This is a genomic window from Rickettsia peacockii str. Rustic, assembly GCF_000021525.1.
GTDB lineage: Bacteria > Pseudomonadota > Alphaproteobacteria > Rickettsiales > Rickettsiaceae > Rickettsia > Rickettsia rickettsii.
The window spans coordinates 182,532-208,343 of sequence record NC_012730.1 but is presented as its reverse complement, the minus strand read 5'-3'; the positions used below and the strand labels follow the sequence as shown (position 1 = coordinate 208,343).

Genomic DNA, 25,812 nt, shown 5'->3' with positions numbered 1-25,812 from the left:
AATAAAATCATGACTTTGCAAGAATGATACCAATTAATCTCTTCTATTGCCTAAAAATCTCATTAAATATAGGAAAAGATTTATAAAATCTAAATATAAAGTAAAGGCTGCCATAATAGAAAGCTTTTGTCCTACTTCATCGTTTCCTGCCATGTAATACATAGACTTAATCTTTTGAGTATCCCAAGCAATTAATCCCATAAATATTACTATTCCAATAAGAGAGGTAGCAAAAGAAAGAGCCGAGCTTTTTAGAAACAAGTTGACTAATGAAGCAATGATAAGACCTATAAGACCCATTGCAAAAAACGAACCCATAGATGTTAAATCTCTACTTGTACTATAACCGTATAAACTCATTGCTCCAAAAACGGAAGAGCAAATAAAGAAAGTACGAGCTATTGATGCACCGGTATAAATAAGAGCTAAATATGCAAGCGACATACCGGTTAAACCGGCATAAACCCAAAATAATATTTGTGCCGTTTGCAGGTTCATTTGTCCGAAGCCCATAAAGAAATATAAAGCAATACCAAGCGGAGCAAACATTATAATAGTACCGAAACCTGTTTGAAACATTAAATTATAAATAGGCTCAACTGCTATAGTCGTTACGGCTGCTACACCGGTTAGTAACAGTGCTAAAGCCATATAATTATATACTTTAAGCATGTATTGTCTTAAGCCTTCATCAAAAGTTTTATTTTTTGAGGTGGCAGTTAAAGTTTTTGTATAATCGATCATAAGTAACCTTAGGATTATGTTATTTACATAATAAAATATAGCCTCTTAAAGGTATTTTTTCAAGATATTTTTCAAGCTATATTAATTATATTTTATAAATATCTTGCATTGAATATAAAGCAGAAGGTTTATCTTGTAGCCAAATAGCGGCTTTAATTGCACCAATAGAAAAAGAATTTTTATTCAGAGCTTCGTGTTTTAAGGTGATTATTTCATCGTCACCTAGGAAAGATATTTCATGTATACTGTGAACATTTCCACCACGAAGCGAGGAAATACCTATTTCTTTTTCGCTTCTTAGTCTATTACCACGATTAAATGTTATATTTAATCCTTTTTTGCTGGCAATTGTTTCAGCAAGCATAACAGCAGTTCCTGAGGGTGAATCTTTTTTATTACGGTGATGCGTTTCTAGAATTTCAACATCGTAATCATCTAGTATTTTTGTTACTTCTTTAGCTAGATAGCTAAGCAAATTAGCTCCTATACTCATATTTGCAGAATATAAAACAGGTAAAGTTTGAGCTGCTTTTTCTAAAAGCTTAAAATGTTGAGGTTGGAGACCTGTGGTTCCGATTACTAATTTTGTATTATGTTTTAATGCATAATTAATTAATTTTTCTAATATTTCAGGGGTAGAAAAATCGATGATCACATCAGAATTTTTACAAAAATTATCTAAATCATCTAAATTATTAGTACTATTAAATTTTGCTGCAATTTTGCAATCTTTAAATTTATCTATTCTCTCTAGAATGGTTTCTCCCATTTTACCGGTAGAACCACTAAGACCGATATTTAACATATTGGCAATGTATACTCCTAATAAATGAACAGTAAGTAGACGAAGTTTAATTTGGACAAGAGCAAGGCGTCTAAAGTCCTTGGATCGCAGTGTATACTTAATATAGTTTGAACCGCAGATCTTATTATACGACGCCAATTTTTCAAATTAAACTAGGTTCTGTGAATATTTCTAATTGATTGGCTATTTTAAGGTATTTTTTAGCGAAAATTAATAAGATTTTTGCTGGAATAGTTACTTATATTTCAATCTTATAATTTGCAGCAAAAAATAACAAAAATTAAATCTTTGTATACGATTTATGAAAATATAATAGAGGCTTTAAATCATTTTTAATAGCGGTATTTATTACTTCACCGATAAATATAACATGATCACCGGCATCGTAAGAAGCATATTTATTACACTCTATATGATAAGTTGCACCGTTTATTAAAGGGCAATCAGTTTTATTACCAAGCTCATAATCAATTTTTGTAAATTTATTAGATTGTGATTTAGCAAAATGTTTTGAGATATCAATTTGATTCTCTGCTAAAATACTAATTGCAAACTTATCACTTTTTTGAAAACTGTTTATACTAAAAGAGTTTTTATTAAGGCAAAATAATATTAACGGCGGTTTTAAAGATACGGAAGTAAGAGAACTAGCAGTAAAGCCAAAAAGTTCGTTATTGCAATTTGTTGTTATAATAGTCACTCCCTGAGGGAATCGGCTCATAGCATCTTTAAATTGACTTTCTGTTACTGTCCCAGCCATTTTTTCATAATTTTGTTAATGGTTCCGTCTTTTTTTAATGAATCGATTGCCTCATTAATTTCATTAATTAGTCCTGAGTTTTTAGACATGCCTATAGCAAAATCGGATGAAAATTCTTCTAAAGTACTGCTTTCTAAATTTGAATTATTTTCTTTTAATTTTTTGCATTGAAATTCCTCAGAAATAATAGCATCTATGACTCTGGCTTTTAATTCTTCAACCAACATTAAATGATTTGCTAAAGAATGAACTTTAATATTTATCGTCTGTGATAGATCGTGTGCTTTTTTTTCTAAAACACTACCGAGCTGTACCCCTACTATTTTATTTTCTAGATCTTTGCTATTTTGTATATTATCACCTGTTCTATATATTATGGCAAATCTTGCAGTAGCATAATTATCGGAAAAGCTGATATATTCAGCACGCTCCGGTGTTACGGAAAGCTCCGCCACCGCAACATCAATATTTTCACTAACCAAAGCTGCAAGTAAACCGTTAAAGTCGAAGTTTTTTATGATAACTTTTTTATTTAGACGTTCGCTTATTGCTTTGATAATATCAATATCAATCCCAACAATCTCTCCGTCTTGGATAAATTCATAAGGAGGATTATCTGCGGCAGTACCGACTATTAAAGTTTTTTCCGTTTCTTTTTTTTCACAAGAAACTAGTAAGCAAGATAGTAAAAATATTTTCAGAAATTTCATAAAAATAATGTTTTAAGTTTGAGTATGTTCTGTGTCATCCTACGAGGCATTGCCCTTGTTGTACGGATATCAAATCGTCATTGCGAGAAAAATTACGTAGTAATTGACGAAGCAATCTCAGGATATTTGGCGAGATTGCCATGTAGCCTACGGCTGCTCGCAATGACGATGAAACCGAGCCATGAAACAAAGTCTATAGCTGCTCGCAATGACAGGAAAATCTATCCACTCGGGCAATATCTTCAAAGGAATAGCATCAAGAACTCAATTTCTCCTTTAAAAGCTGATTCACAAGCGTCGGATTAGCCTTACCGCCGGTTTTTTTCATTACCTGCCCTACAAAGAAACCGAATAATTTATCCTTACCACTTCTATAACCCTCTACTGATTCAGGATTTTCAGCTATTACCTCGTCAATTACCGTGTTTAGCACGTTATTATCCGAAACTTGTACAAGTCCTTTTTCTTCTACTATTTTATCAGGTGCTTTACCGGTTTCAAACATAATTTCAAAAACGGTTTTTGCAATTTTACCGGAAATAGTATCATTTTCTATTAATTTTACCAGTTTTGCAAAGTTACTAGGGGTAATTTTGCATTCATTTATTCCTATCGATGCTTTATTTAATTGGCCAAATAATTCACTAGTTAGCCAATTAGTAAGCATTTTAGGGTTACATTCATTTGCTGCTTGCTCAAAATACTCAGCAACCGATTCATCGGCTACTATTACTTCGGCATCATATTTACTTAAGCTAAATTCCTTCGTATATTTTTCAATCTTTTGATCAGGTAGCTCAGGTAAATTTGCTTTTAGCTCATTTATTAACTCATCAGAAATAACAAGCGGTAATAAATCGGGATCAGGAAAATATCTATAATCAAGTGCTTCTTCTTTTAAACGCATAGTTCTTGTTTCGCCGCTATCGGCATTAAATAGGCGTGTTTCTTGAATTATTTCTTCACCGCTTTCAAGCAAGTCAACTTGTCTTTTAGCTTCAAATTCTATTGCTTTAATGATGTTACGAATTGAATTAATATTTTTAATTTCGCATCTTGTGCCGAGTGGTTCGCCGCTACGTCTTACTGAAATATTAGCATCGCAACGCATCGAGCCTTTTTCCATATCACCGTCACAGCTGCCAATATAACGTAACAAATTTCTTAGCTTTTTTACAAATTCAGCTGCTTCTTCCGGTGATGATATATCAGGTTCGGTCACAATTTCCATAAGTCCAATACCGGCACGATTCAAATCGATAAAGCTGTAATGTGGTGATTGATCATGCATAGATTTACCCGCATCTTGCTCTAAATGCAAACGGTTAATACGAATAGTTTTAAGATCGCCGGTACTAGTCGGTATTTCCATAGTGCCGTTTTGTACTATAGGATAGTAAAATTGCGAAATTTGGTAACCTTGCGGCAGATCGGCATAAAAATAATTTTTACGGTCAAATACCGAATATTTATTTATTTTAGCTTTAAGCCCAAGCCCTGTTTTAATTGCTTGGTGTACACAATGCTTATTTAATACCGGTAACATCCCGGGCATTGCTGCATCGACATAGGAAACCTGCGAATTTGGATTTGCTGCAAAAATAGTACTACTTCCTGAAAAAAGCTTAGATTTTGAGGAAATTTGAGCATGGATTTCAAGCCCTATTACATATTCCCATTTCCCCGTATCACCTTCAATATATGCCATAATTAAAAACCCTTTGGTTCAAATTTAATATGTTTTACACCTGACTCAATTGTCGATGCTACTTTCAAAACATTATATTCGTCTAATTGTTTACCTATAATCTGTATCCCAAGAGGTAAACCGCGTGCCGATAATCCAGCAGGAACCGATGCACAAGGTAAACCGGCTAAACTTGCAGGAATAGTAAATAAATCGTTTAAATACATAATAGTCGGATCATTTTGTTTTTCACCAATCTTAAAAGCTGCAGTCGGGGCAGCCGGTAATAAAATGGCATCAACTTTTGCAAAAGCATTATTAAAATCGTTTGCAACTAAACGACGTACTTTTTGAGCTTTTAGATAATATGCATCCATACCACTAGATGATAGCACATATGTTCCAATCATAATACGACGTTTTACTTCCTCCCCAAATCCGGTTGATCTAGTCATTTCATACATTTCGTCAAGCGTCATATTTTCACGTTCTACTCGAAGACCGTATCTAATGCCGTCATATCTAGATAAATTTGAAGAAGCTTCAGCCGGTGCTATTACGTAATAAACAGCAACACCGTATTTAGCATGCGGCAAAGTAATATCAACTATTTCAGCACCGGCGTTTTTAAGTAGTTCTATGGTATCCTGCCACATTTTCATAATATCAGGTTCAATAATACTGCCCTCACCAAGGCTAAGAGGTACGCCTATCTTCATATTTTTCATAGAACTTCCGATAGCGGATTGTAGCTCTGGAACTTCTGCTTTAATCGAAGTAGAATCTTTTTCGTCAAACCCCATCATTGCTTCAAGCATAATGCTACTGTCTAAAACGCTTCTAGTAAATATTCCTGCTTGATCAAGGGAGCTAGCAAACGATATCATTCCGTATCTTGAGCAACGACCATATGTCGGTTTAAAACCGACTAAACCCGTAAAGCTTGCAGGTTGACGTACCGAGCCGCCCGTATCGCTACCAAGAGCAGCAGATGCCATAAATCCGCTAACTGCTGCAGCTGAACCGCCTGAAGAACCGCCTGGAACTAAATCAGCATTATCATCATTTGCTTTCCAAGGGCTAATTACATTTCCAAAACAACTAGTGATATTTGCTGAACCCATAGCAAACTCATCCATATTGGTTTTGCCGAGCATCACACCGCCCTTATCAAAAATATTTTGTGTAACACTTGATTCATAATTAGGTATAAAATTTTTCAGTATATTAGAACATGCCGTAGTTCTAATTCCTTTCGTGCAGAAAAGATCTTTAGCGGCAAACGGGATACCCTCAAGGGTTCTTGCGTTATTTTGAGCATAATTTTGATCGGCTGCTTCAGCCTGTTTTAAAGCTAAGTCAAAAGTTTCGGTAACATAAGCATTTAGGTTTCTATGCTTCTCTATTTGTTTAATATGTGCACCTATTAATTCCGTACTTGTAAAATCTTTATTTTTTAGACCTTTTATACTGTCTGCTACTGTTAGTTTGTTTAGTTCCGTCATAATTATTCAACAACCTTTGGAGTGATAAAATATTTTACTTCTTTAGCCAGCTGAGCACTATTTCCACTTACATTATCAAATAACTCACTTGATAAATCAGAACTTGTAACGGCGTCCTCTCGCATTCTAGCATTCATATTACAAACCGAAGTTAAAGGCTCTATATCTTTGCAATCTATTTCATTTAAAATATCGATCATATCCATAATAGTACTAAGCTGAGTAAAAAATTTTTCTATAGTATCTTCTTCAAATTTTAATCTAGCTAATTTTGCTATTTTCTGTGCTTCTTCTTTTGTTATCATAGTTTTATTATTTTGAGTGGTATAGTCTGATGTTATTCCTGTGAAGGCTTGCCTGTTTGTAACGGTATTTCTGTCGTCCTGCGACTTGTTGAGCTAGATCCTGGATACAGCCTGTGATACAAGGTTCTATAGCCGATTCTTTATTTTATTAAGGCAAAAAAGCTAATTAGTTATTTTTTCTAAAATTATCTTATTATCAAAACCACCATTAACTTTCTTTTTTTGTTTTTTAATTTTTAATATATCTTTTAGTTTATAGCCATTAATATTACAGATTGTTTCAAGTATTTCTAATATATCGGCAACTTCTCCATATACTCATCTTGTAAAATTTCCTCTACTTCTTCTAGTAGTTTATTTTTTAATAATTCTTTATACTCATATGATTCAGCGATATGAGTAACTGGTATCCTGCCTGATTTTAAGATAATTTCTGGAATTAAATCTCTAACTAATTTTGTCATTTTATTTTGTCAGTATAGATTCAATTTATGTCATTCTCGCTTAGCATTGTTGCATGGATCGATTTTTCTGGATTGCCACGTCGCTTTTCTCCTCGCAAGGTATTGTTGCGTGGATCAATTCCACTGCTGTCATCCCGCGACTTGATTGCGGGATCCAGTTAAAAATAAAATTATTAGTATTTTTTATTGTTTTTATAGACCCTGTGGTCAAGCCACGGGGTGACACAGTGGATTTTACCGGTCCACGCAACAATGCCTCCTCGCAATGATGATTTAGTATCCACGCAACAAATCTAAAGCAGGAATGACATAGAAAATCAAACAGTCATTATTTCTTGTTCTTTTTGTTTTATTACCGAGTCAACTTTACTACTATAATCATCGGTTAGCTTTTGTACTTGTTCAGATAAGCTATGATGCTCATCTTTTGCGATAACGTTATCCTTTTCTAACTTTTTAAGTGCTTCATTGCCGTCTCTTCTAATATTACGTAATGAAATTTTAGTATCTTCACCGTATTTATGAGCAAGTTTGACCAGTTCTGTACGTCTTTCTTCAGTTAAAGCCGGTATCGGCAGTCTGATTAATTGACCGTCCGTTGCAGGAGTTAAGCCAAGATTTGCTATCGTAATTCCTTTCTCTACCGATGATACCATAGATTTATCCCAAACCTGCACGTTAATTGTTCGTGCATCAGGGGTGGATAGAGAAGCAACTTGTGAAAGCGGCATTTTACTCCCGTAAGCTTCCACGGTTACGCTATCAAGTAAATTCACTGAAGCTCTACCGGTACGTAGCCCTTTAAGCTCATGATCTAAAACTTTTAGAGCTTTCTCCATCTTTTCTTGTAAGTTTTTCTTTAAATGCTCTTTATCCATCTTTATTTATCCATATATTATTAGTACACGAATTGAGACATTGTTATATGTATTAGGCAATGCCCCCGATGTAATTCCCGCGTAGATTGGTTTTTCCGTCATTGCAAGGAAAAACTATAAGTTTTGACGAAGCAATCTAGTAAAAATTCTGATCTACAGAATTTTTTATTATTCTTTCTAGATTGTCACGCAGCCTACGGCTGCTCGCAATGACGATTTAGTCTCTACACAACAACACCTATGCGGGAATGACATAAAAATCATACAACAATTCACACTACAATATATTATTCCTCAATTGTCGTATATTCCCCTTTATCTTGTATTACTCTAGCAAAATTTCCCTGTTCTTTTATCGAAAACACCCTTATAGGTAATTTATTTTCTCTTGCAACTGCAATAGCTGCCGTATCCATGACTTGCAGGTTATTAGTTATAACATCTTTATAGCTAATAGTGAAATATTTTTTAGCATCCGGATTTTTTTTAGGGTCGGAATCATATACACCGTCAACCTGAGTTGCTTTTAATAAAATATCGCAATTCATTTCGATTGCGCGAAGTACTGCGGCACTATCGGTTGTACAAAACGGGTTACCCGTACCGCCGGCAAAAATTACTACACGCTTTTTTTCCATATGTCTTTTAGCTTTGCGGCGAATATAAGGTTCGCACACGCTCATCATAGGAATAGCCGATAGAACTCTTGTATAGATATTGAGGCTTTCCATAACGTTTTGTAAAGTTAAAGCATTAATCACCGTTGCAAGCATACCTATATAATCCGCTGAAGCTCGGTCCATACCGACAAGTGCTGCATTAATCCCGCGGTAAATATTTCCACCGCCGACTACAATAGCGACTTCTACTCCTAAATCGATAACTTCTTTAATATCGATGGCAATCTTTTTTATTACGTCATATTCATGCCCAAATTGCTTATCTCCCATTAAAGCTTCCCCTGACACTTTAAGTAAAACTTTTTTATACTTTAGAGCGTTTATATCTGATATCATTTTCTGCTTCAAGTTGTTTTTAATATCTGCTTAATTTTTTTAATCATTATACCTCTTTGTAGGTCGGTAATCGATGATTTATTGAGTGCATGCACTAATAACATATTATTATTTATATCAAGTGTTACTGTACCTGGAGTTAGAGTAATCGAATTACCATAAATTATTTCGCCTATTTCTTCTAGCCCTTCTGCGTCAACCCATTCAAAAACTGGCTCTATTCCTATCTTTCTTTGCCAAATTATTTTAATAACCGCGAAAGCCGATTTCCATATTTCTAATAATAACCAAGGAAAATATAATATAAATTTAATTTTAGTGAGCATTAACATTTTCGGTTAATTTGATATTTGAAGTAAAAGGTATTAGTAGCATTATAAATACAAATAACAGCCCTATCATATTAAATATATTATTTATTGCAATTACAAAAGCATCATGATTTAATTTGTTTGCTAATAACAAATATGATGCTTTTTCGGGATTTAAAACTTTTCCGCTTAATAATTCAGTATAAGAATCTAGTTGTTCTAATGCCATTATAGAAGTAGACGAGATATTTTCCGATAAATATTGCATAAAGGTTTTAGTATCATTAGTAAGTATAGTACTGATTATTGCAAGCCCTACCGCTCCTCCTAAATTACGAGTAAGATTATAAAGCCCGCTAGCGTTACCTACTCTTTCTTTCGGCATATTGCCAAGAGCTATATTATTAGTCGGTATAAAACAAAACATTAATGAAAGCCCTCTAATAAATTGAGGAAGCACAAATGCAGCAAATTTAGAATCAGGCGTTAGAAAACTATTCAAATGACATCCAAGAGCAAACCCTCCAAGCCCTATAATAAGCATCAGGCGTAAATCTACCCCTAACCCTAACATTCTACCGGCGAGTGGTGCAGATAAAAATTGTGCTCCGCCCGCCACCATCATAGTAGCCCCGATTTGTAATGTATCATATCCGGCAATAGTAAAGAGAAATAGCGGTAATATATATACTGCCCCGTATAATCCGATACCCATAACGAACGAATAAAGGCAACCAAAAGTAAAGTCTTTATAAAGAAATGTTTTTAAGTCTAAAATTGGATTAATAAAGGTTAGTTCTCTAATGATTAATAAAATAAAACCTAAAACTACTGTAATACTTAAGAATAATATTAAATTATCCTCAAGCCAACCTTTTTTGTTTCCTTCTTCTAACACATACTGTAATAAGCCAAGCGTTAAAGCCATTAATAATATACCGAGAAAATCAAAATTTTTCAGTAATTTATAATTTGGTTTATCAAAATCCCCATATAAAAAAACTACCGTGCATACGAAAATACCGGGTATGACGTTTAATAAAAACATAAAATGCCATGATAAAATCTCCGTAATATATCCACCGAGTGTAGGTCCTAAAGTAGGGGCAACAGTTACGACAAGTCCAATTAAGATAGTAACGATAGGACGTTGCGATGCAGGAAAAAGTATAAAAACGGTACTAAAGACCGTCGGTATCATAGCACCGCCAAAAAAGCCTTGTAATGCTCTAAAGATAATCATGGATTCAATATTAGTTGCAAACGAACATAATACGCTCATAACCGTAAACCCTAAAGCTGCAATAAAATAAGAAATTCTAGTAGTAAGTAACCTTGCTAAAAAGCCGGTAATAGGAATAATGATAACTTCAGATATTAAGTACGATGTTTGAACCCAAGAAAGTTCATCGCTTGAAGCGGCAAGACCGGCAGCTATTACGGATAATGAGCTAGCGACAATTTGAATATCAAGTACCGACATAAACATGCCGACAACCATACCAAAAAAAGCAAATAATTGCTTTTTAGAAAGAGCAGGCGGTTGTAAATTATCATTTGACATAATTAAATTATACAGTTTAAATTAAATAAAGTTAATAAGGGACATATATGTTTAAAATAAAAAATCATCGTACAACTTTTAATTTTTAATTAAACTATTTATTAGGATATAAGTAAACAAGACATAATATATGGTAATCATTTTATTTATATTTAGCAAATAATAAATATGTGATTGATTTATTAAAAATATTTACTATAGTATTGAATTAACTATAATTGATTTATCAATATGCAAAACCCAGCACAAAAAGTTATATCTTTTTCAGAGCATAAATCTGATATAGAACGCATAAAGAAATCAATAGAAGAGGGGTGGGCGATAGTAAAGCTAGTACCTAATAACGACCGTTTTATCAGACTTTTAGAAAAGATTTCGCATGCTGAAGATGAAACAATCTATATTCCTCCAAGAAAAAAGATAATAGTTAATTAACACAAATAGCGAATTATTACATAATCTGCTATTCGGCTTAAGAAGTTGAATATAAAAGGTGACAATTGGCTTTCACTTTTTATATAAAAAGTATATATTATTTTTTAGCAACAACTTATAATTCTTTACAAAATATAATGGAATTACCTAAAAAAGGTAGTTTTATTTTACCCCATGCTTAAAAAGACCTTATTGTCATTTCCGTGTAGCATTGGTGTTGTTGCATGGATTAATTCCACCCTGTCATCCTAGCTCATTTGTAGCGAGATCCAGTTTAAAATACTCAGGTGACCTTGCGGTTAATAAAGTGCATTACCGCAGTTGCTGCAATCTGGCCTATATTTATTGGCTCAGGGAATCACGAATGGCGTCATATTCTCTTGTTACCGTCCTGCTCTAAACGACTGTAAGCACTTAGCAATATCCCGTTATTAGAATTTAAAGTTGGAGTAACGCTCCCCGCTATTTTATTCTCTATCTTCTGCCCTAAACCAGATAGTGCGTTGTTATTTACAGCATTTACTGCAAGTTCCGTTACTTTCTCTATCGCTATCATCTTCGCCAGCTGTACTCCCGATGCTTTCGCTAGCTCTATGATGGTCTTAACAAAGTTTCCCACTTCACTCTTTCAAGCATTTTGATAGTTCAATACTCATAGGTCTTATTGGTAAAGGTTTATTTTCTGCTATAGCTTGCTGACGTTCTTTCGTGATTGCTTCCCAGCATCTGTAATCTTCATCTTGTCTTTTCATTAAATCAAATTGGGCAAGGTAGGTATTTAGCTTTTCTTGAGCCTTTGTCACTTCTCCATCTTTAGCGTGTAAAAATTCTATTAAATGCGGGACATCTTCTGGAAATAGTCTTGGATTACACATTTGTATATAAGTTACTATCAATAACCAACCTAAATTAGGTCTATCCTCTTTAGAATATTTAGGATAATGTATATATTTTTCATCATCCATAAAAACATAATCGAAATATTCTTCTAATATTTCTCCAGTATCATATAATTCGCCTAAATGAAAATGATATTGTTGATAATGTTTTAACATTACTTCTAAAAATTCACCTAAATTTTCTAAGGTTATATCTTCTACTGCTTTAAATTCTACAGAATCAAAAAAATATAAATCTATATATTCTTGAAGTGTTTTTCTGATATATGCATCTTCTTCATTTATTTTTGCATACCATAATTTATCTGTCATTGTTTATTTTATTTTGTTATTCTAATAATTTATACCGCTTCGAGGTTTCATTAAAGTTTTTATTACCTTATTTGCATATTTTTGTTGTGATTAGGTTATTTTTTAAAACAGCATCTCTCTCTATTTCTTGATATGTCCTTACATGAGCTACATTACCACTTGTATTATCAAATATTACAAACTGGTCATTTTTTATATCAACAGCAATAAGTTTTTCAGTATCATTACTTATGTTATAAGCATTTTTTAAAACCGTTTTAGGTTCTTTAGATGCTGGACTTTTTGACCACTTGAATTGAGGGTGATAATAAATGATTAGTATTTTAAGTTATTTTTTTGGATATCGTGGTCAAGCCACGGTATGACACGAATGCGTTTTTCTAAACATTATTAGTATATCAGGTTCTACCACGCCTATCACAAATAGGGCTATAGTTTTATTTAGAAGATGGTGCCAATGTGGGGATTTGAACCCCAGACCTACGCATTACGAATGCGCCGCTCTACCAGCTGAGCTACATCGGCTGAAATATGATTATATTATGCTGAGATATGGATTCCTACGAGACATGTTTCGTCATTGCGAGCGACGACTGACAAGGAGCGTGGCAATCCAATAAAAAATTTTAAAATGCTAAAAGACTAGCATCCTTAATTGGACCTCGTGGTCAAGCCACGGGGTGACAATGAGACATCTTTATAAATGCGTCGAAAATCTTAAATGGAAATGCTGCGTATCGTCATATTTCTTCTTCTTAACCGGGAAACCCCAATCCATTCTGATTGGTGCAAAACGTGTTACCCAAATAAAGCCGAAACCAATGGAAGCTCTAAGAGATTTATCGTTATAAAAACCGTTTGGAGTTTGATATTGTTTCTTATTTAGGCCTACTCCCCAAACGCTTCCTAAATCCATAAAGACTGTACCGGTTAAATTAAATTCCTCAGGTATAGGTGTTGGGAAATTAAGCTCTGTTGAGAATGTGTAATATCGCTCACCACCAAGTCCTTCGTTAGTGATCTTTTCACGAGGTCCTACACCACCGCTTGCAAAGCCTCTTAAACTATAATCACCTAAATTAAAGCGATCGGAAATTCTAATAATTTTTCCTCCAAGCCCTGCAATATCGCCTCCGGAAGCAGATAATTTTAAAGTAAGCTTGTTATGTATGAAAGATTTATAATATTTACCGTCAACTTCATGCTTTATATATTTGTTATCACCTCCAACGCCGGCAAATTCTTGTGTGCCGCTTACTAAATAACCGTTCTTTGGAACAATTTTATTATCGGTTTGATCATAAGTAATAGTATGTCCTATAGCAGAAGTAATGAATCTTCCCATTTGCTCCTTTAAGAATATTGAGCTCGATGGAGTTGGAGCACTTAAAATATCACGTTTGATTAAATAATCTATTTCGTGACCTAAATCCTCTTTAATTTCATAACCAAGAGAAGTTTTGACTCCTATAGAGTGTAACTTATAGCTTTGATCAGTTGTATTTAATACACTAGCACCGCGTCCGGTATAGTTTCTAAATATGTTTACGCCAAGTGATAAATCATGATCTAAAAAGTGCGGTGCGGTAATACCACCGTAATAGCTTGTAGTGTTTTTACTTACTTGCACACCGGCATTAAGCAGTTTCCCGGTACCGACTAAATTACGCTCTAAGAAAGAGAAACGTCCGAATAAACCACCGGCAGTATTATATCCTAAATCAAAACCTATAGAGGAAGTAGATTTTTCATCAACTTCAACGTTAACATCATATTTATCTTTAGCTTTAGTCGGAGCTAAGCTAATTGCTACTTTCTCAAAATAATCTAAATTTCTAAGATTACGCTCACCTTTTTCAATATATGAACGATTAATTATATCACTTTCTTCTATTTTAAATTCTCTTCTTATAACAGGGTCTTCGGTTTTAAGGTTATTAATAATATTAATTTTATTAATATAAACCTTATCGGCTTTTTCAATAATAAATTTAATATCTGCAGTATGATTAGCATTTTTCATTATATCCGGATAAACATTTACCGCAGGGTAACCGTTCGCTGTAAAATATTCTCCGATTTTTTCAGCTATATCATCAACCTTTTTCATATTGAAAACCTTGCCTTGCTTAATATTAACAATTTTATTAAGCGGTGTTATATCTATATTAGTTAATTTATTGTCTATTGTAATATTACCGAAGCTATATTTTTCTCCCTCTTCAATGGAATAGGTAAGGGTGAAATATTCTTTAGTATTATTGAGTTCTGCCGATGCCGAAATTACTCTAAAATCTGCAAAACCTACAGATTGATAAAATTCTCTCAGTAATTCTTTATCATACTCCATTCTATCAGGATCGTAAGTATCGTTACTTTCTAAAAAACGAAACCAACGAGATTCTTTAGTTAAAACAATAGATTTAAGTTCTGAATCACTATAATTTTCATTACCGCTAAAATAAATATAGTTAATACCGGTTTTTGGTCCTTCTGCTATATCAAAAATAACCTTAACTCTGTTGTTTTCTAAATTTTCGATTTTAGGTGTTACCGTAGTAGCAAAATGTCCGCTACGTTTATAAATTTCTAATATTTTCTTTACATCTAATTCAATTTTAGCTTGGCTAAGAGATTCACCCGACATTGTGTAAATTTCTTTAGCGAGCATATTAGTTTTGATTTTAGAATTACCGCTAAATACTACACTACTTATAAAAGGCGTTTCAGTAACGTTAACTATTAAATTACCATCATTTGTTATATGCATATTTATATTTCTAAAAAGTGAGGTGGCATATAAACGTTTTATTACCTCATCTTCTTTAGAATTATTATAGGTTTCTCCTACCTTAAGCTTTAAATATCTCTCAATGGTAGAACGCTCAACCCTATGATTACCTTCGATAGTTATTTTACGAATTACAGAGTCAGCTAATGAAATATGATAATAAAAAATCGTTAATAATAAAATTGTTAACTTACTAATTGATCTGATTGTCACCTAAAACCTTCTTTAAGATTTAATTTAAATTTCTGTGTTTAAACCCAATGTCATCCCCCGTGGCTTGACCACGGTAAAAATAATAAATTAGATACCGCGTTCAAGTCGCGGTATGACAAAGAACTGGATTTCCGCTTTTAGCTAAGAATAATACAAAGTTCTCCTAACTAATGCATTCAAACATAATTAATGTACTCCACTATAGTAGATAATATAAACGAGAGCAAGCAAATCTATAATTTAGGAAAACAAATTTTGTATATCGTTGGAAACAGCAATTATAATAAGAAAAATTATGATTATTGCTCCTAATTGTAACAAAATATTTTTAGTCTTAGGATGCGGTAATTTACCTGTAATTGCTTCATATAATATAAATACTAAATGTCCGCCGTCAAGCACCGGTATAGGTAGTAAGTTAAGTAACCCTAAATTAACGGAAAGCATTGCTATAAATAACAGATACATTTGGGTTCCACCAGCTATAGATTTGCCTGACTCTTTAGCAATAGCTATCGGCCCTCCTATCTCATCGAATGAACGTTTTCCTACAATCATTTGCGATATTGCGTTTAGAGTTAAAGCAGACATATCTATAGTAGTATTAATAGCTTCCCATAATCCTCCTAAAATTCCTATTTTAGTATGAATAGGTTCATTTTTAGCTATAATACCGATGCGAAGAGTTTTCTTAACTTGCTTTTCTTCGGGAGGTGATATAATTATTTCTTGAGGCATTATATTAACGATAAATTCCTCACTTTTTCTTTCTATAGTTAAAGTAGAAGAGCTAAAACCGTTAATTAATATCTCTCTTTGTACGTCCCCGAAATCTTTAACAGATTTATCGTTAACCTTAACAATTTTATCTCCTGCTCTTAAGTCTGCTCTCTCTGCCGGTGATGAAGCTACTACATTACCTATTATAGGAGGAATCTCTGTTTTTCCAAAGTAACAATAAAAACCTGCAAATATTATTATGGCAAGTAAATAATTAATTAACGGACCTGCTGCAACGATTAAAAAACGTTCTAAACAAGATTTAGCATCAAAAGCTACTTTTTCGTTAACTTCTTTAGTCTTATCCATAAGGCTGCGATCATAGCCGTAAATCTTGACATAACCACCAAGCGGTATAAGGCAAATCTTCCACCTAACTCCTTTTTTATCGGTAATGCCTATTAGTGCTTTACCGAAACCTATCGAGAACTCCTCAACTTTTACATTAAAATATCTAGCAATACAATAATGCCCAAATTCATGGATAAATACCAAGATACTAATTGTTATAATAAATCCTATTATAGAGAGCATAAAAATTTTATAAGTTTACTAATAAATTATTTTAAGGTATACATTGTAAGGTTATAGATATCATTCCGTCGTTGTGAGTGGACGTTGCTCCTTGGTTTCCGATGTCATTCCCGCGAAAGCGGGAATCCACAGAAAAAAAATGAAGTAATCCAAATGTATTAGTTTTAAAAACTAATAGTATTTATGTTTTTGAATTACTGGATTCCCGCTTTCACGGGAATGACATCACGCCATATCACCTTACGCATTGACGAAAATTAAATTTTAAATTTCTTTTCTCTATGAGTTCAAATAAAATTAATAAAAAGTCGATTGCACGTATTGCAGCAGTGCAAGCTATTTATCAAAACATATTGCAAAATAACGACGATATGGATGATATCATGCAAAATGTACTTTCTTTTTATCAAAATAATAATTCTATAACAGATTTACCTGAGAATTTAAAAATATCATTAAGTATAAGTCATTTTAAAATGCTGGTAAAGTCAGTATTTGAAAATATTCATAAACTAGACGAAATTATCGACAATCATTTAACAAATGATAAAGATCCTGCACATATGCCGATCTTACTCCGAGCTTTATTGCGTGTTAGTATATGTGAGCTATTATTTTGCCCTACTACGCCTGCTAAAGTAGTAATCAACGAATATACGGACATAGCAAATGATATGTTAAATGAGCATGAAATTGGTTTTGTTAATTCTGTATTAGATAAAATAGCAAAAGAGCATACTCGTTTAATTTGAAAAATTGGCTATAAGTACTGTGGTACTCAAGTATTATTAACGGCTTTCGTGCCTCGTCTTGTGGATTCCTTGCTCTTTTCCAGATTAAACTTCGTCTACTTATTCTTCATTTATTTATAAGTATAAAAGATTTTATGACAAATAATTTAAGCGGTTATAGAAATAAATTCGTTAGAGTTAAGACTTCTAAAAAACGCACCGTCTCTTCTAGTAATTGGCTTAGACGCCAATTAAACGATCCGTATGTTGCAAAAGCACGTATAGACGGCTTTAGGTCGAGAGCTGCATATAAACTACTTGAAATTCATGAAAAATTTAAACTTTTTATTCCTAACATGAAAATTGTTGATCTAGGAGCAGCTCCTGGGGGATGGAGTCAAGTAGCTTCTAAGCTGATTAAAGCTTCGGATAATAACCTAAATAATAAAATAATCTCTATCGATGTGTTAGAAATTGAACATGTTGCTGGAGTTGAATTTGTTCAAAAGGACTTTTTTGAAGCAGATACGGAAGAATTAATTATTCAGGCTTTAGACGGTAGAGCTGATATAGTAATGAGTGATATGGCATCAAATACCATAGGTCATAAAGCTACAGACCATATAAGAACCTTACTTTTATGTGAGCAAGCTTTTGAATTTGCTTTAAAAGTACTAAAACCCTCCGGTCATTTTATTGCTAAAATTTTTCGTGGCGGTGCAGAAAATGAATTATTACATAAAGTAAAGCGTGAATTTAAAACAGTGAAACATTTTAAACCTTCATCCAGCCGCAGTGAATCTACGGAAATCTATTTAGTTGCTCTAAATAAGAAATAATGAATATGCAAGGCGAAAGGTGATTTCTGCCTATAAATTTATTTTTTTATTTAACATATTAGAGGATATAGATGATAATTACTTATATCTCCTGTTGTTTGGACTTCCTGAGCATATTCTTGACTGCAGCTTTGAAAATTATTATACATCCCAACTAAATTAGCTCCGGTTTCAGTTTCAACTATTTGATTATATAAATTATTTTTTAAATTTAGAGTATTTTTAGCATATTTTGGTGTTGCTGCTTCCCAATCATCTATGGTTAAAGTAATATTCTGTTTCAAATCAGAAAAATTAACAAGTCCATGTTTACTGATTCCGGCTATGATTTCTTCAAAGCCTTCGACTATTCCATTAATTCCTAGATATTTTGTAACTTTTTGTTTGGCAAAATTATATAAATATGATGCCCATTCTTCTGATTGTGATAGTGTTGTTTTTTTACCAGGAAGTACCATTGTTGTTTGTCCAAAATGCTTATTAGTAATATTAATAAGATTATGTTTTGCATTATATATCTTAGAATGGGTAGCTAGCTCTTTTATTGGAGTTGTTACTTTTCCGGTAAATAAATTTTTTTCTATGCCTCTTTCAATTATCGGTTTTGAGCCAGGACTGTCAAAAGTTGTAGATTTATTAAAATGTAGGTTGCGAGAATGTATTTCTACTAAGGTTAAATCTGCAATTATTGCTCCAAGTGAATGACCGCTAGTATTAAAACTATATTCTGTGGCTTTACTTAAGCCGCCTAATTTGTTAATTATTTCATTAACAAAATCCTGAATTGGAGTTAGTTTAGTAGGTAAGTAGTGCAGCGCGATAAGCAAGTCGTCTAATAAATCATATATATTGAATTTTGTGCCGGCACTAGCAATATGAACTTCTTTAGTGTCTTTATTTATAAATGCGACGGCTTTATAAGCATATTTAGCAGTGTTGATATTCTCACATGAAGCAGTCAGTATGTCCCAGCCGCTATCTGTTAATTGTTCATTGACCTTTGATGCTTTTAGCTTATAAATATTTAAATCATCTGTTTTATATGCGAGGTCTAAACCTATATAAGCAAGCTTTTTAGTGCTAATATGTTTAGAATTTTTGTACGTAGGCATATCTACCTCTTTTTGATCAATATTACCATAATATATGGTTTTTTCTAAAAAATGTCAAGTCAAATATTAATCTATTATTAAATAAAGGATTGATATTTGATTACTTTTGTTATATAGTGCATTTACAACCATGAAATATGGTGACTTAAATTAGGAGGTAGACTATGTTGACATTATTAATACAAAACTTATTCAGAAGTAATAAACCGATCACTTACTTATCTTTAAAATTAGCATCAGGAAGCTTTTTTGTAGGAGTAAGTAGTTTGTTTTCATTTAGTAGTTGGTTAAGCAAAATACCTTTAATAACAGGGGGTGTTTTTGGTACTAGTTATGGGGCAAAAGGCATTATGGAGAGTAATGAACAAATAAAGCTTTTTACTCAAGCTCATGAAGCAACTAAAGTTGAAGAGTATTTGGCTACTTCGGGGTTAGGAAGTTTTGTATACGGTACTGCTCCATGCTTGCAAGCAGCCCAATACTACTGGTTGCTAGTAAAAGTTTATTAAAAAAATTTTGTTCTTATTAGTTATAATTTCCCCTATAACTTATTGCTTTTAATGATTTTACCACTTAACTTATCGGTCATTATACACTATTTATTTACGACGCACAATAATTAATGAATAAATTTACTATTAGTTAATATTTATTAATTATTTACGATGGCGTGATTTATGAAATTTAAGGGAAATAGGCTGGTTTAATGAAAGGTAGGGGTTATGGTGTTTGTTTGGTAGGTAATCGTCATTGCGAGCAGGCATTGCCCGTGTGGATCAGTTGTCCGTTGTCATCCCGTGGTCAAACCACGGGATGACAACGAGTGCGTTTTTCGATCCGCACAATAATGTCGTAATTTCCTCGCAATGACGTCAAAATAACATCCTATTCATCATCTATATTAGAAAGCTCATCTTGTAATTCTCGAGAAAATACATCCTCATCATCGTTAGAATCATTCGATTTCTTAAGAGAGTTTTTGAAATTATTTAGGTCTTTATTTTCAAATATTTCAATAGATTTTAAAGTCTCGTTTGGAATTATAACTATAATATTTTTACTTAATTTATCTAAATAATCAGTGGTAACGGCAACTTTCAGTACTCCTCCATATTTGCTCTGTTTGCTACTTACTACAAAATCTTTTAAAGATTTACTTTTAAAATAGTTTTCAGAAGTAAAGATCATTGTTATAAAAAATAGTACTAACGAGATAGTAGTACCTACGGCAAATCCTGCTAATAGCCCTAAGAATCTGTCAATAAAACCGTTTCTCATAAATGAAATTATAGCAAGAAATTTATAAACTATAAAAACACATAAAATTAAAGCAATAACATAAGATATAACACCGGCAATAATTATTCTTATAACCTCATTATCCATATATTTCCCGATTAGGTCAGAAATATATGGATATAAAAAATATCCTAACATTATAGAAGTAATAAAACCGAGTATTCTAGTTGCAAACCCGATTATGCCTTGATATAAGCCGAAAAATGAGAAAAGAGTAATAATAGCAAAAATAGTAATATCAAAAAATGTGATCATTATTGTTAACTTCTATTGAATAATAGGATTTAAATCTTATATATTATATAATTAAAGTTTAATTTATGAGCGATAAAATTTTTCATAACTTATCCGGTAAAACACTAGTTGCTACACCGCATGTAATTACAAAAGGCATTTACCATAAATCCTTAATTTATATGTTATCACACACGGAAGAAGGAGCAATAGGATTAATATTTAACCGCTTAGTAAATCATATAGATTTAAAATCGTTTTTTAAAATAAAAAATGACGAAATAACAACCCCGGTTATGGTTCCTATATACCTTGGCGGACCCGTAGAACATGAAAAAGGGTTTTTTCTTCATTCTAGCGATTATAATAAAAATTTGTTATTGGATTTCCATAATGATTTAGCAGTAAGCTCTAATTTAGAAATTTCAGAAGATATAGCTTTCGGTAAAGGACCTAAAAATAGCTTATTCATTATCGGTTATACAGCATGGAAACCAGGGCAGCTTGAAGAAGAATTAGAGACAAATCTATGGCTGGTTATGGATTGTAATAAAGAATTTATTTTTGCCGATAATCCTGAAAGTAAATGGCATAATGCATTAAAACACTTAGGCATTGATGAAATACATTTCTCATCACAAATAGGAAATGCTTAGAGATTATCTGTTAACCATTTTTCGGTAAGCCTAAGCAATAATGCTTTAAAAATTTTCCCTGACTGCTAATTAAATACACAAAATTAGAATGTTGTAATTCATATTTGTTTGTTTTTACATCAAATATTTTGGATGTATAGAAGACCTTAAATTGATCTGCTAATTGTTCAATATCTTGGACTCTCCCTGTTAAACCTATAAAATTATCATCTATTTTTTCTAAATATTTTTTTAATACTTCACTTGTATCATGCTCAGAATCTAGAGTAATAAAAACTACTTGTACTAAAATATTCTCTTTCTTCAAAATCTTAATAATACTTCTACTCTTTTTAGTGTTTGATTGTCATATAAGGAATAGGTAGTACCAAAATAAATCAAACTTAAATGACCTTGCAAATGGGTACTATCAAATTTCTTTCCTTCTTGATCTATAAGAGTAAACTTAATTTTAGGCGAATCGTCCATATTACTAGTTTTCGCACCAATCTTAAACTTAGACGGAGTTAATGAAGAATACAATAAACATAAAAATATTATGCCCGTAATCATAGCTAGGGCTATAAAAATTTTTATAATATACATTTGGTTTTTATTATTTCTCATAACCTAAGTAATTATTAATATTTATTTATAATAAAACTTATTCTTATCATATATGCAATAAAAATCATCTTTCAGTATATTAAATATCGTAATATCTAAATTGTGATATTTTTAGTTAAAATTAATTAATTTATTAACTAAATTGAAATTTTTTGAGTTAAGATTATTAAATAAAAAACAACTAAGAAACGGATTAATTATGTACAATTATACCGTTTATGTAAAACGTTTAAATGATAAATTTAAAAAACAAGAACATACGGAAATAGTAGATAGTACTATTTCAAATGCTAAATGACAACAACAATGCAACTCAACCGATACAAACACTCCTAAATCAAAATTCGTTTGAAATAACAAATAATATTGAACACAATAAAGCAGAAAATATGAGGGATATAATGATGTTGAAAAAAGAAGAAATAAAGGAAGCAGAAGGATAAAAATTTTATCGACTTAATTAATAAAGATAGTGAGAAATATGAATCTATTATTGATAGGAGTAATAAAGCTATAATTATATTAGGGCAAGAGAAAGAAGATTTAAAGCTCATAGCTAATTTTCTTAAAGACGGTGAATTAATATTAGAAAGTAATGAGTATGGAGATTGGGACTGCTCAAAAAAAGTCTAACCACAAGTTCAAATATTTTAGATAGTTTTTATATAAAAAACGCAAAATATTTAACATATAACAGTTCTTATTTGGATGCTGCTAATTCATCCTCTGAATCTACTATTGACAAATTTTTCCTACAAAAAATTCTAAGTACGACTCCTACTAAATTTATATTAGTAATAAAAAATATTGAAACCAAAAACTCTAACTTTTCCCTTGTCAAAGCCAATCTAGAAAAACTTGTCGATATATTTGAACAATTTACTAAATTATATTGATATAAATGAAGGTAATTTATCTATAGTAGTGACTGATAGCCCAAGCAAGCAATAATCATACTCGTATATCTAAAATTATTGATGACACTATAAAACTCGGTAATTTTAGCGATGAACAAAAGAGTATCATTAATAAAATAAAAGATTCTATTTTTACTTCAAGCTAGCGAGCAAGCAAAAGACTATACAAAGCTATTAAATATTAGAGATGATAATTATATTATTCTAGATGAATATAATAAAATAACAATCGACGGCGAAAATTTAACATATATTTTAAATTCTATAAATATAATTAATAAAGAAGTACCAATTAGTATCAATGAGCTTAAAACATATATAGAAAATAATTTAAGTTTTGAAGATGTTTTGCCTAAAACAGACAAATTGAAACAATTAATAGATATAGTAAATTATTATAAACAGTTAGAAGACAATGCCAAAACTATAGGAAATTTCTTAGAAACCGTTAAAAAATTAAATCAGCTTTTAGAAACACCGAAATCAGAAAATAAATTAGAGAATCTTCTAAATTACCTTAAATATTTATCTAACATCAAATTTTCCGAAAAAGAAAATTTGGTTACACTTAATTCTGCAAAATGGTTTAACGATTTATTTACCTCGGGGCATATAATATAAAAGAAAAGTTATTAGAATCATTTAAGCATACAATATGCAAAGATAGAGATTCATTTTATAACAAATTAAATGAGACTATTGAAAAATTTTATGAAGATATCAAAAATAACGATGTTTTAGACTTAAAAGCAATCAATAATATATATATAACTTAAAAAACTTTTTACAGCATATTAACAATTCTAGTACTGATGTTGAAACTTTAGATAATATTAAATTATTTTTAACAAAGAGCTTTAAGAATTTTAATAATATATTAGGTATAACTATAAATAATAGCATTAGTAATTTAGAAAAACTAATAGGCTCAGTCAGCAAGCAAGAAGCTAAATCTCTTTGGAAGTATATTACCGCCTCTAAATCTATTACAGAAATATCTCAAAATCTCGATAAAGTAATATATGATAAGCTTTTACATCAGCCTGTGTTACCTGATCAAGCGCTACCTATTTATAATTTATTAGAAAAATTACTAAAAGAAACTCACAAATCTATTAATGATTGTTATAAAAACGAAAACTTATATAAACATCAATTAGCAAAAATTTATTGTCAACAAGCACAAATCTGTACACCTAATGGCTCAACAAAACTATCTAAAGACTCAATAGGATTGTATGAAAACGCTGCTAACCTTGGTTCTGAAGAGGCAAATATAAAACTTGGGAAGATTGAATTTAAGAGCGGAAATTATGTAAAAGCTTTAGAATTTTTTAAAAAAACTACTCATATATCTTATGCAAAAGAAGCTTTTAATGAATTATTACATCTAAAAGAATCAGAACTAAAAAAGAAAATACAGCAAAAGAAGCTAAATTAGCATCAGAAATAATTGAATTATATTCAAGCCAAGGTGATTTTTATAACCAATATAATCTAGATATATCAGAAAAAAGTCTGCAAGATTCACTAAAAGTATTTTGTCTTAATACGAAAGCTCTTATAGAAGAACAAGGAAGACCTAAACCTTATGGAATATTATATGATTTGTCTAAAGAGTTAACATCAATAATTTCTTCACCGTGTAGTCAACTTAAATTTATACAAAAAACTGAAAAATATAAAAATTTAGCAGAAAAATTTAAAGAAGAAAAACTAGAAACTAATTATACGAATATTACGACAAGCCGGTCACATGATTCATACTTTAAAGAACCTTTACTTAAGTTCGATGATTTACACCTTAATTCTTCATTTAGACCATATTATGATAATAATGAAGATTCTAGCAATATGTTAGGTGCTTGTTATAATTCCTCAGAGTTAGCCTCAATGAGAAAAATTTAATATCTCTTAATACAATTTTTATAGACAAGCAGAAATGTGGTGCTAGTATAAAAATAGCTATATTTAACGATGAATTAGATTATGACAAATAATCAATTTTCCGAAGATACCAAAAAAAAAATTGCTGATCAAATAAAAGATGCATTAATGGGTATTAGTGACGATCTTGTACTTGAAAGTAAAGAGGTAGAGGAAATTTTTGAAGAATTAAGCCAAAATGAAGAATTTGAGTATGAGATGGAACGAATGCTTTCTATCTTAAATGAACAAACTATGGATTTAACTCAACTGCAAAGTCGGATTATCTTATTAATCCGTAAGTATTTAGGTAAAACTAAAAACTTAAAGCTTAAAATGCTTAAAATGGATGAGAAGCTCATTAACAAGAATGTTGCCGAAGTCAGTAATTATTTAATGCATCAGCATTCTAAAATAGTTAGAGATGCTAATAAAAACCTTACAAACCCAAAAGACAAATTACAAGGTTTAACCAAACAAGCTAGAATAGACTTAAAACGTTTATTAAAAAGCTTTGCCGTTTACCAAATTTATATGTTTATGAACCCAAAAAGAATAGCAGGCGAAACGAAGCTAATGAACTTCGCCTATAATATGATCAAAGGGGGCATGAAACTCGCTAAAAAATATGAAGGCGGCAAGAAACAAGAAATTAAATCATATTCACCTAGACTTATTAAAAAACTTGAAAAAGCTCATGTCGGCTTTAAAAAAAGTGGCGGTATATCAATTTAACTATTGTATCTTTTTATAAAGAACTTATACTAAACTAACATTAA

Annotated in this window: 27 protein-coding genes, 1 tRNA gene and 2 pseudogenes; 10 read left to right on the top strand and 20 right to left on the bottom strand. The window is 31.6% G+C overall.

The window, feature by feature from the left end:
• Positions 1-33: 33 nt before the first annotated feature.
• The 12 genes from RPR_RS01300 to RPR_RS01250 all read right to left on the bottom strand — a co-directional run bounded on the left by RPR_RS01300 (position 34) and on the right by RPR_RS01250 (position 10,749).
• Positions 34-744: a Bax inhibitor-1/YccA family protein gene (locus RPR_RS01300; RefSeq protein ID WP_012736459.1), complete on the bottom strand. Its 711-nt coding sequence runs from the start codon at positions 742-744 to the stop codon at positions 34-36.
• Between the two features lie 85 nt (positions 745-829).
• Positions 830-1,549 carry a 4-hydroxy-tetrahydrodipicolinate reductase gene (dapB, locus tag RPR_RS01295; protein WP_012736458.1) on the bottom strand — a complete coding sequence of 240 codons (720 nt, stop codon included), beginning with the start codon at positions 1,547-1,549 and terminating at the stop codon, positions 830-832.
• 280 nt (positions 1,550-1,829) lie between these two features.
• Complete coding sequence (locus tag RPR_RS01290; protein WP_010976860.1) at positions 1,830-2,309, bottom strand: flavin reductase family protein; 480 nt, start codon at positions 2,307-2,309, stop codon at positions 1,830-1,832.
• The gene (locus tag RPR_RS01285) at positions 2,294-3,019 is read right to left on the bottom strand and encodes an ABC transporter substrate-binding protein (protein WP_012736457.1); all 726 of its coding nucleotides are present in this window, start codon (positions 3,017-3,019) and stop codon (positions 2,294-2,296) included. Before RPR_RS01285 ends, RPR_RS01290 begins: the two co-directional genes overlap by 16 nt.
• 256 nt (positions 3,020-3,275) lie before the next feature.
• A complete protein-coding gene (gene gatB, locus RPR_RS01280) occupies positions 3,276-4,727 on the bottom strand; it encodes an Asp-tRNA(Asn)/Glu-tRNA(Gln) amidotransferase subunit GatB (protein ID WP_012736456.1) in 1,452 nt (483 codons plus the stop codon).
• A 2-nt stretch (positions 4,728-4,729) separates the two neighbouring features.
• On the bottom strand, positions 4,730-6,211 hold the full coding sequence (gene gatA / locus RPR_RS01275) for an Asp-tRNA(Asn)/Glu-tRNA(Gln) amidotransferase subunit GatA (RefSeq protein ID WP_012736455.1): 1,482 nt from the start codon (positions 6,209-6,211) through the stop codon (positions 4,730-4,732).
• Between the two features lie 2 nt (positions 6,212-6,213).
• Positions 6,214-6,516, bottom strand: a complete 303-nt coding sequence (gene gatC / locus RPR_RS01270) for an Asp-tRNA(Asn)/Glu-tRNA(Gln) amidotransferase subunit GatC (RefSeq protein WP_012736454.1) — start codon at positions 6,514-6,516, stop codon at positions 6,214-6,216.
• A gap of 290 nt (positions 6,517-6,806) precedes the next feature.
• The gene (locus RPR_RS08460) at positions 6,807-6,980 is read right to left on the bottom strand and encodes a hypothetical protein (protein WP_010976865.1); all 174 of its coding nucleotides are present in this window, start codon (positions 6,978-6,980) and stop codon (positions 6,807-6,809) included.
• Between the two features lie 317 nt (positions 6,981-7,297).
• Entirely contained in the window at positions 7,298-7,858 is a 561-nt protein-coding gene (gene frr, locus RPR_RS01265) for a ribosome recycling factor (protein WP_012736453.1), read from the bottom strand.
• A 287-nt stretch (positions 7,859-8,145) separates the two neighbouring features.
• Complete coding sequence (pyrH, locus tag RPR_RS01260; RefSeq protein ID WP_004996607.1) at positions 8,146-8,874, bottom strand: UMP kinase; 729 nt, start codon at positions 8,872-8,874, stop codon at positions 8,146-8,148.
• An 8-nt stretch (positions 8,875-8,882) separates the two neighbouring features.
• On the bottom strand, positions 8,883-9,206 hold the full coding sequence (locus RPR_RS01255; protein ID WP_004996606.1) for a monovalent cation/H+ antiporter subunit E: 324 nt from the start codon (positions 9,204-9,206) through the stop codon (positions 8,883-8,885).
• Entirely contained in the window at positions 9,190-10,749 is a 1,560-nt protein-coding gene (locus RPR_RS01250) for a DHA2 family efflux MFS transporter permease subunit (RefSeq protein WP_012736452.1), read from the bottom strand. Before RPR_RS01250 ends, RPR_RS01255 begins: the two co-directional genes overlap by 17 nt.
• 231 nt (positions 10,750-10,980) lie before the next feature.
• On the opposite strand from RPR_RS01250, the gene RPR_RS01245 reads away from it, so the two are divergent.
• On the top strand, positions 10,981-11,184 hold the full coding sequence (locus RPR_RS01245; RefSeq protein ID WP_085065602.1) for a DUF2674 domain-containing protein: 204 nt from the start codon (positions 10,981-10,983) through the stop codon (positions 11,182-11,184).
• Between the two features lie 370 nt (positions 11,185-11,554).
• Here the strand turns inward: RPR_RS01245 and RPR_RS01240 are convergent, their stop codons facing one another.
• From RPR_RS01240 to rseP, 5 genes are all read right to left on the bottom strand, one after another.
• Positions 11,555-11,740: a hypothetical protein gene (locus RPR_RS01240; protein WP_014273210.1), complete on the bottom strand. Its 186-nt coding sequence runs from the start codon at positions 11,738-11,740 to the stop codon at positions 11,555-11,557.
• Positions 11,741-11,804: 64 nt separating this feature from the next.
• Complete coding sequence (locus RPR_RS01235; RefSeq protein ID WP_012736451.1) at positions 11,805-12,395, bottom strand: hypothetical protein; 591 nt, start codon at positions 12,393-12,395, stop codon at positions 11,805-11,807.
• 449 nt (positions 12,396-12,844) lie between these two features.
• A tRNA-Thr gene (locus tag RPR_RS01230) sits at positions 12,845-12,920 on the bottom strand.
• Between the two features lie 172 nt (positions 12,921-13,092).
• A complete protein-coding gene (gene bamA / locus RPR_RS01225; protein WP_012736450.1) occupies positions 13,093-15,399 on the bottom strand; it encodes an outer membrane protein assembly factor BamA in 2,307 nt (768 codons plus the stop codon).
• Between the two features lie 240 nt (positions 15,400-15,639).
• Entirely contained in the window at positions 15,640-16,713 is a 1,074-nt protein-coding gene (gene rseP, locus RPR_RS01220) for an RIP metalloprotease RseP (RefSeq protein WP_004996601.1), read from the bottom strand.
• A gap of 281 nt (positions 16,714-16,994) precedes the next feature.
• On the opposite strand from rseP, the gene nusB reads away from it, so the two are divergent.
• The gene (nusB, locus tag RPR_RS01215; RefSeq protein ID WP_012736449.1) at positions 16,995-17,465 is read left to right on the top strand and encodes a transcription antitermination factor NusB; all 471 of its coding nucleotides are present in this window, start codon (positions 16,995-16,997) and stop codon (positions 17,463-17,465) included.
• A gap of 134 nt (positions 17,466-17,599) precedes the next feature.
• On the top strand, positions 17,600-18,283 hold the full coding sequence (locus RPR_RS01210) for an RlmE family RNA methyltransferase (RefSeq protein WP_012736448.1): 684 nt from the start codon (positions 17,600-17,602) through the stop codon (positions 18,281-18,283).
• A 50-nt stretch (positions 18,284-18,333) separates the two neighbouring features.
• On the opposite strand, the gene RPR_RS01205 is transcribed toward RPR_RS01210, so the two are convergent.
• Positions 18,334-19,395, bottom strand: a complete 1,062-nt coding sequence (locus RPR_RS01205; RefSeq protein ID WP_012736447.1) for a hypothetical protein — start codon at positions 19,393-19,395, stop codon at positions 18,334-18,336.
• Positions 19,396-19,559: 164 nt separating this feature from the next.
• Between RPR_RS01205 and RPR_RS01200 the strand changes: the two are divergent.
• Positions 19,560-19,853: pseudogene (locus RPR_RS01200) on the top strand (hypothetical protein); the annotation flags it as partial.
• 427 nt (positions 19,854-20,280) lie between these two features.
• Here the strand turns inward: RPR_RS01200 and RPR_RS01195 are convergent.
• Positions 20,281-20,949: a CvpA family protein gene (locus RPR_RS01195; protein ID WP_012736446.1), complete on the bottom strand. Its 669-nt coding sequence runs from the start codon at positions 20,947-20,949 to the stop codon at positions 20,281-20,283.
• A 65-nt stretch (positions 20,950-21,014) separates the two neighbouring features.
• On the opposite strand from RPR_RS01195, the gene RPR_RS01190 reads away from it, so the two are divergent.
• Entirely contained in the window at positions 21,015-21,584 is a 570-nt protein-coding gene (locus tag RPR_RS01190; protein ID WP_012736445.1) for a YqgE/AlgH family protein, read from the top strand.
• Between the two features lie 10 nt (positions 21,585-21,594).
• Here RPR_RS01190 and RPR_RS01185 read toward each other — a convergent pair.
• Positions 21,595-22,190: pseudogene (locus tag RPR_RS01185) on the bottom strand (SCO family protein).
• A gap of 287 nt (positions 22,191-22,477) precedes the next feature.
• On the opposite strand from RPR_RS01185, the gene RPR_RS08455 reads away from it, so the two are divergent.
• The 5 genes from RPR_RS08455 (at position 22,478) to RPR_RS01155 (ending at position 25,768) form a co-directional block, all read left to right on the top strand.
• Positions 22,478-22,633, top strand: coding sequence for a hypothetical protein (locus RPR_RS08455; RefSeq protein ID WP_187145796.1), 156 nt, complete (start codon positions 22,478-22,480; stop codon positions 22,631-22,633).
• 822 nt (positions 22,634-23,455) lie between these two features.
• Positions 23,456-23,728, top strand: coding sequence for a hypothetical protein (locus RPR_RS01175; protein WP_014419678.1), 273 nt, complete (start codon positions 23,456-23,458; stop codon positions 23,726-23,728).
• A 424-nt stretch (positions 23,729-24,152) separates the two neighbouring features.
• The gene (locus RPR_RS01165; RefSeq protein WP_085065600.1) at positions 24,153-24,548 is read left to right on the top strand and encodes a hypothetical protein; all 396 of its coding nucleotides are present in this window, start codon (positions 24,153-24,155) and stop codon (positions 24,546-24,548) included.
• Positions 24,549-24,715: 167 nt separating this feature from the next.
• Positions 24,716-25,015 (top strand): hypothetical protein, encoded by a 300-nt coding sequence (locus RPR_RS01160; RefSeq protein WP_014273113.1) that lies wholly within the window; start codon positions 24,716-24,718, stop codon positions 25,013-25,015.
• Positions 25,016-25,096: 81 nt separating this feature from the next.
• The gene (locus RPR_RS01155) at positions 25,097-25,768 is read left to right on the top strand and encodes a DUF5394 family protein (protein ID WP_012736444.1); all 672 of its coding nucleotides are present in this window, start codon (positions 25,097-25,099) and stop codon (positions 25,766-25,768) included.
• Positions 25,769-25,812 lie beyond the last annotated feature (44 nt).

What these genes read in the sequence shown, in the direction of transcription:
- RPR_RS01300 (WP_012736459.1), bottom strand. Translation starts at nt 744, where the DNA reads ATGATCGATTATACAAAAACTTTAACTGCCACCTCAAAAAATAAAACT.
- dapB (WP_012736458.1), bottom strand. Translation starts at nt 1,549, where the DNA reads ATGTTAAATATCGGTCTTAGTGGTTCTACCGGTAAAATGGGAGAAACC.
- RPR_RS01290 (WP_010976860.1), bottom strand. Translation starts at nt 2,309, where the DNA reads ATGGCTGGGACAGTAACAGAAAGTCAATTTAAAGATGCTATGAGCCGA.
- RPR_RS01285 (WP_012736457.1), bottom strand. Translation starts at nt 3,019, where the DNA reads ATGAAATTTCTGAAAATATTTTTACTATCTTGCTTACTAGTTTCTTGT.
- gatB (WP_012736456.1), bottom strand. Translation starts at nt 4,727, where the DNA reads ATGGCATATATTGAAGGTGATACGGGGAAATGGGAATATGTAATAGGG.
- gatA (WP_012736455.1), bottom strand. Translation starts at nt 6,211, where the DNA reads ATGACGGAACTAAACAAACTAACAGTAGCAGACAGTATAAAAGGTCTA.
- gatC (WP_012736454.1), bottom strand. Translation starts at nt 6,516, where the DNA reads ATGATAACAAAAGAAGAAGCACAGAAAATAGCAAAATTAGCTAGATTA.
- RPR_RS08460 (WP_010976865.1), bottom strand. Translation starts at nt 6,980, where the DNA reads ATGACAAAATTAGTTAGAGATTTAATTCCAGAAATTATCTTAAAATCA.
- frr (WP_012736453.1), bottom strand. Translation starts at nt 7,858, where the DNA reads ATGGATAAAGAGCATTTAAAGAAAAACTTACAAGAAAAGATGGAGAAA.
- pyrH (WP_004996607.1), bottom strand. Translation starts at nt 8,874, where the DNA reads ATGATATCAGATATAAACGCTCTAAAGTATAAAAAAGTTTTACTTAAA.
- RPR_RS01255 (WP_004996606.1), bottom strand. Translation starts at nt 9,206, where the DNA reads ATGTTAATGCTCACTAAAATTAAATTTATATTATATTTTCCTTGGTTA.
- RPR_RS01250 (WP_012736452.1), bottom strand. Translation starts at nt 10,749, where the DNA reads ATGTCAAATGATAATTTACAACCGCCTGCTCTTTCTAAAAAGCAATTA.
- RPR_RS01245 (WP_085065602.1), top strand. Translation starts at nt 10,981, where the DNA reads ATGCAAAACCCAGCACAAAAAGTTATATCTTTTTCAGAGCATAAATCT.
- RPR_RS01240 (WP_014273210.1), bottom strand. Translation starts at nt 11,740, where the DNA reads ATGATAGCGATAGAGAAAGTAACGGAACTTGCAGTAAATGCTGTAAAT.
- RPR_RS01235 (WP_012736451.1), bottom strand. Translation starts at nt 12,395, where the DNA reads ATGACAGATAAATTATGGTATGCAAAAATAAATGAAGAAGATGCATAT.
- rseP (WP_004996601.1), bottom strand. Translation starts at nt 16,713, where the DNA reads ATGCTCTCTATAATAGGATTTATTATAACAATTAGTATCTTGGTATTT.
- nusB (WP_012736449.1), top strand. Translation starts at nt 16,995, where the DNA reads ATGAGTTCAAATAAAATTAATAAAAAGTCGATTGCACGTATTGCAGCA.
- RPR_RS01210 (WP_012736448.1), top strand. Translation starts at nt 17,600, where the DNA reads ATGACAAATAATTTAAGCGGTTATAGAAATAAATTCGTTAGAGTTAAG.
- RPR_RS01205 (WP_012736447.1), bottom strand. Translation starts at nt 19,395, where the DNA reads ATGCCTACGTACAAAAATTCTAAACATATTAGCACTAAAAAGCTTGCT.
- RPR_RS01195 (WP_012736446.1), bottom strand. Translation starts at nt 20,949, where the DNA reads ATGATCACATTTTTTGATATTACTATTTTTGCTATTATTACTCTTTTC.
- RPR_RS01190 (WP_012736445.1), top strand. Translation starts at nt 21,015, where the DNA reads ATGAGCGATAAAATTTTTCATAACTTATCCGGTAAAACACTAGTTGCT.
- RPR_RS08455 (WP_187145796.1), top strand. Translation starts at nt 22,478, where the DNA reads ATGCTAAATGACAACAACAATGCAACTCAACCGATACAAACACTCCTA.
- RPR_RS01155 (WP_012736444.1), top strand. Translation starts at nt 25,097, where the DNA reads ATGACAAATAATCAATTTTCCGAAGATACCAAAAAAAAAATTGCTGAT.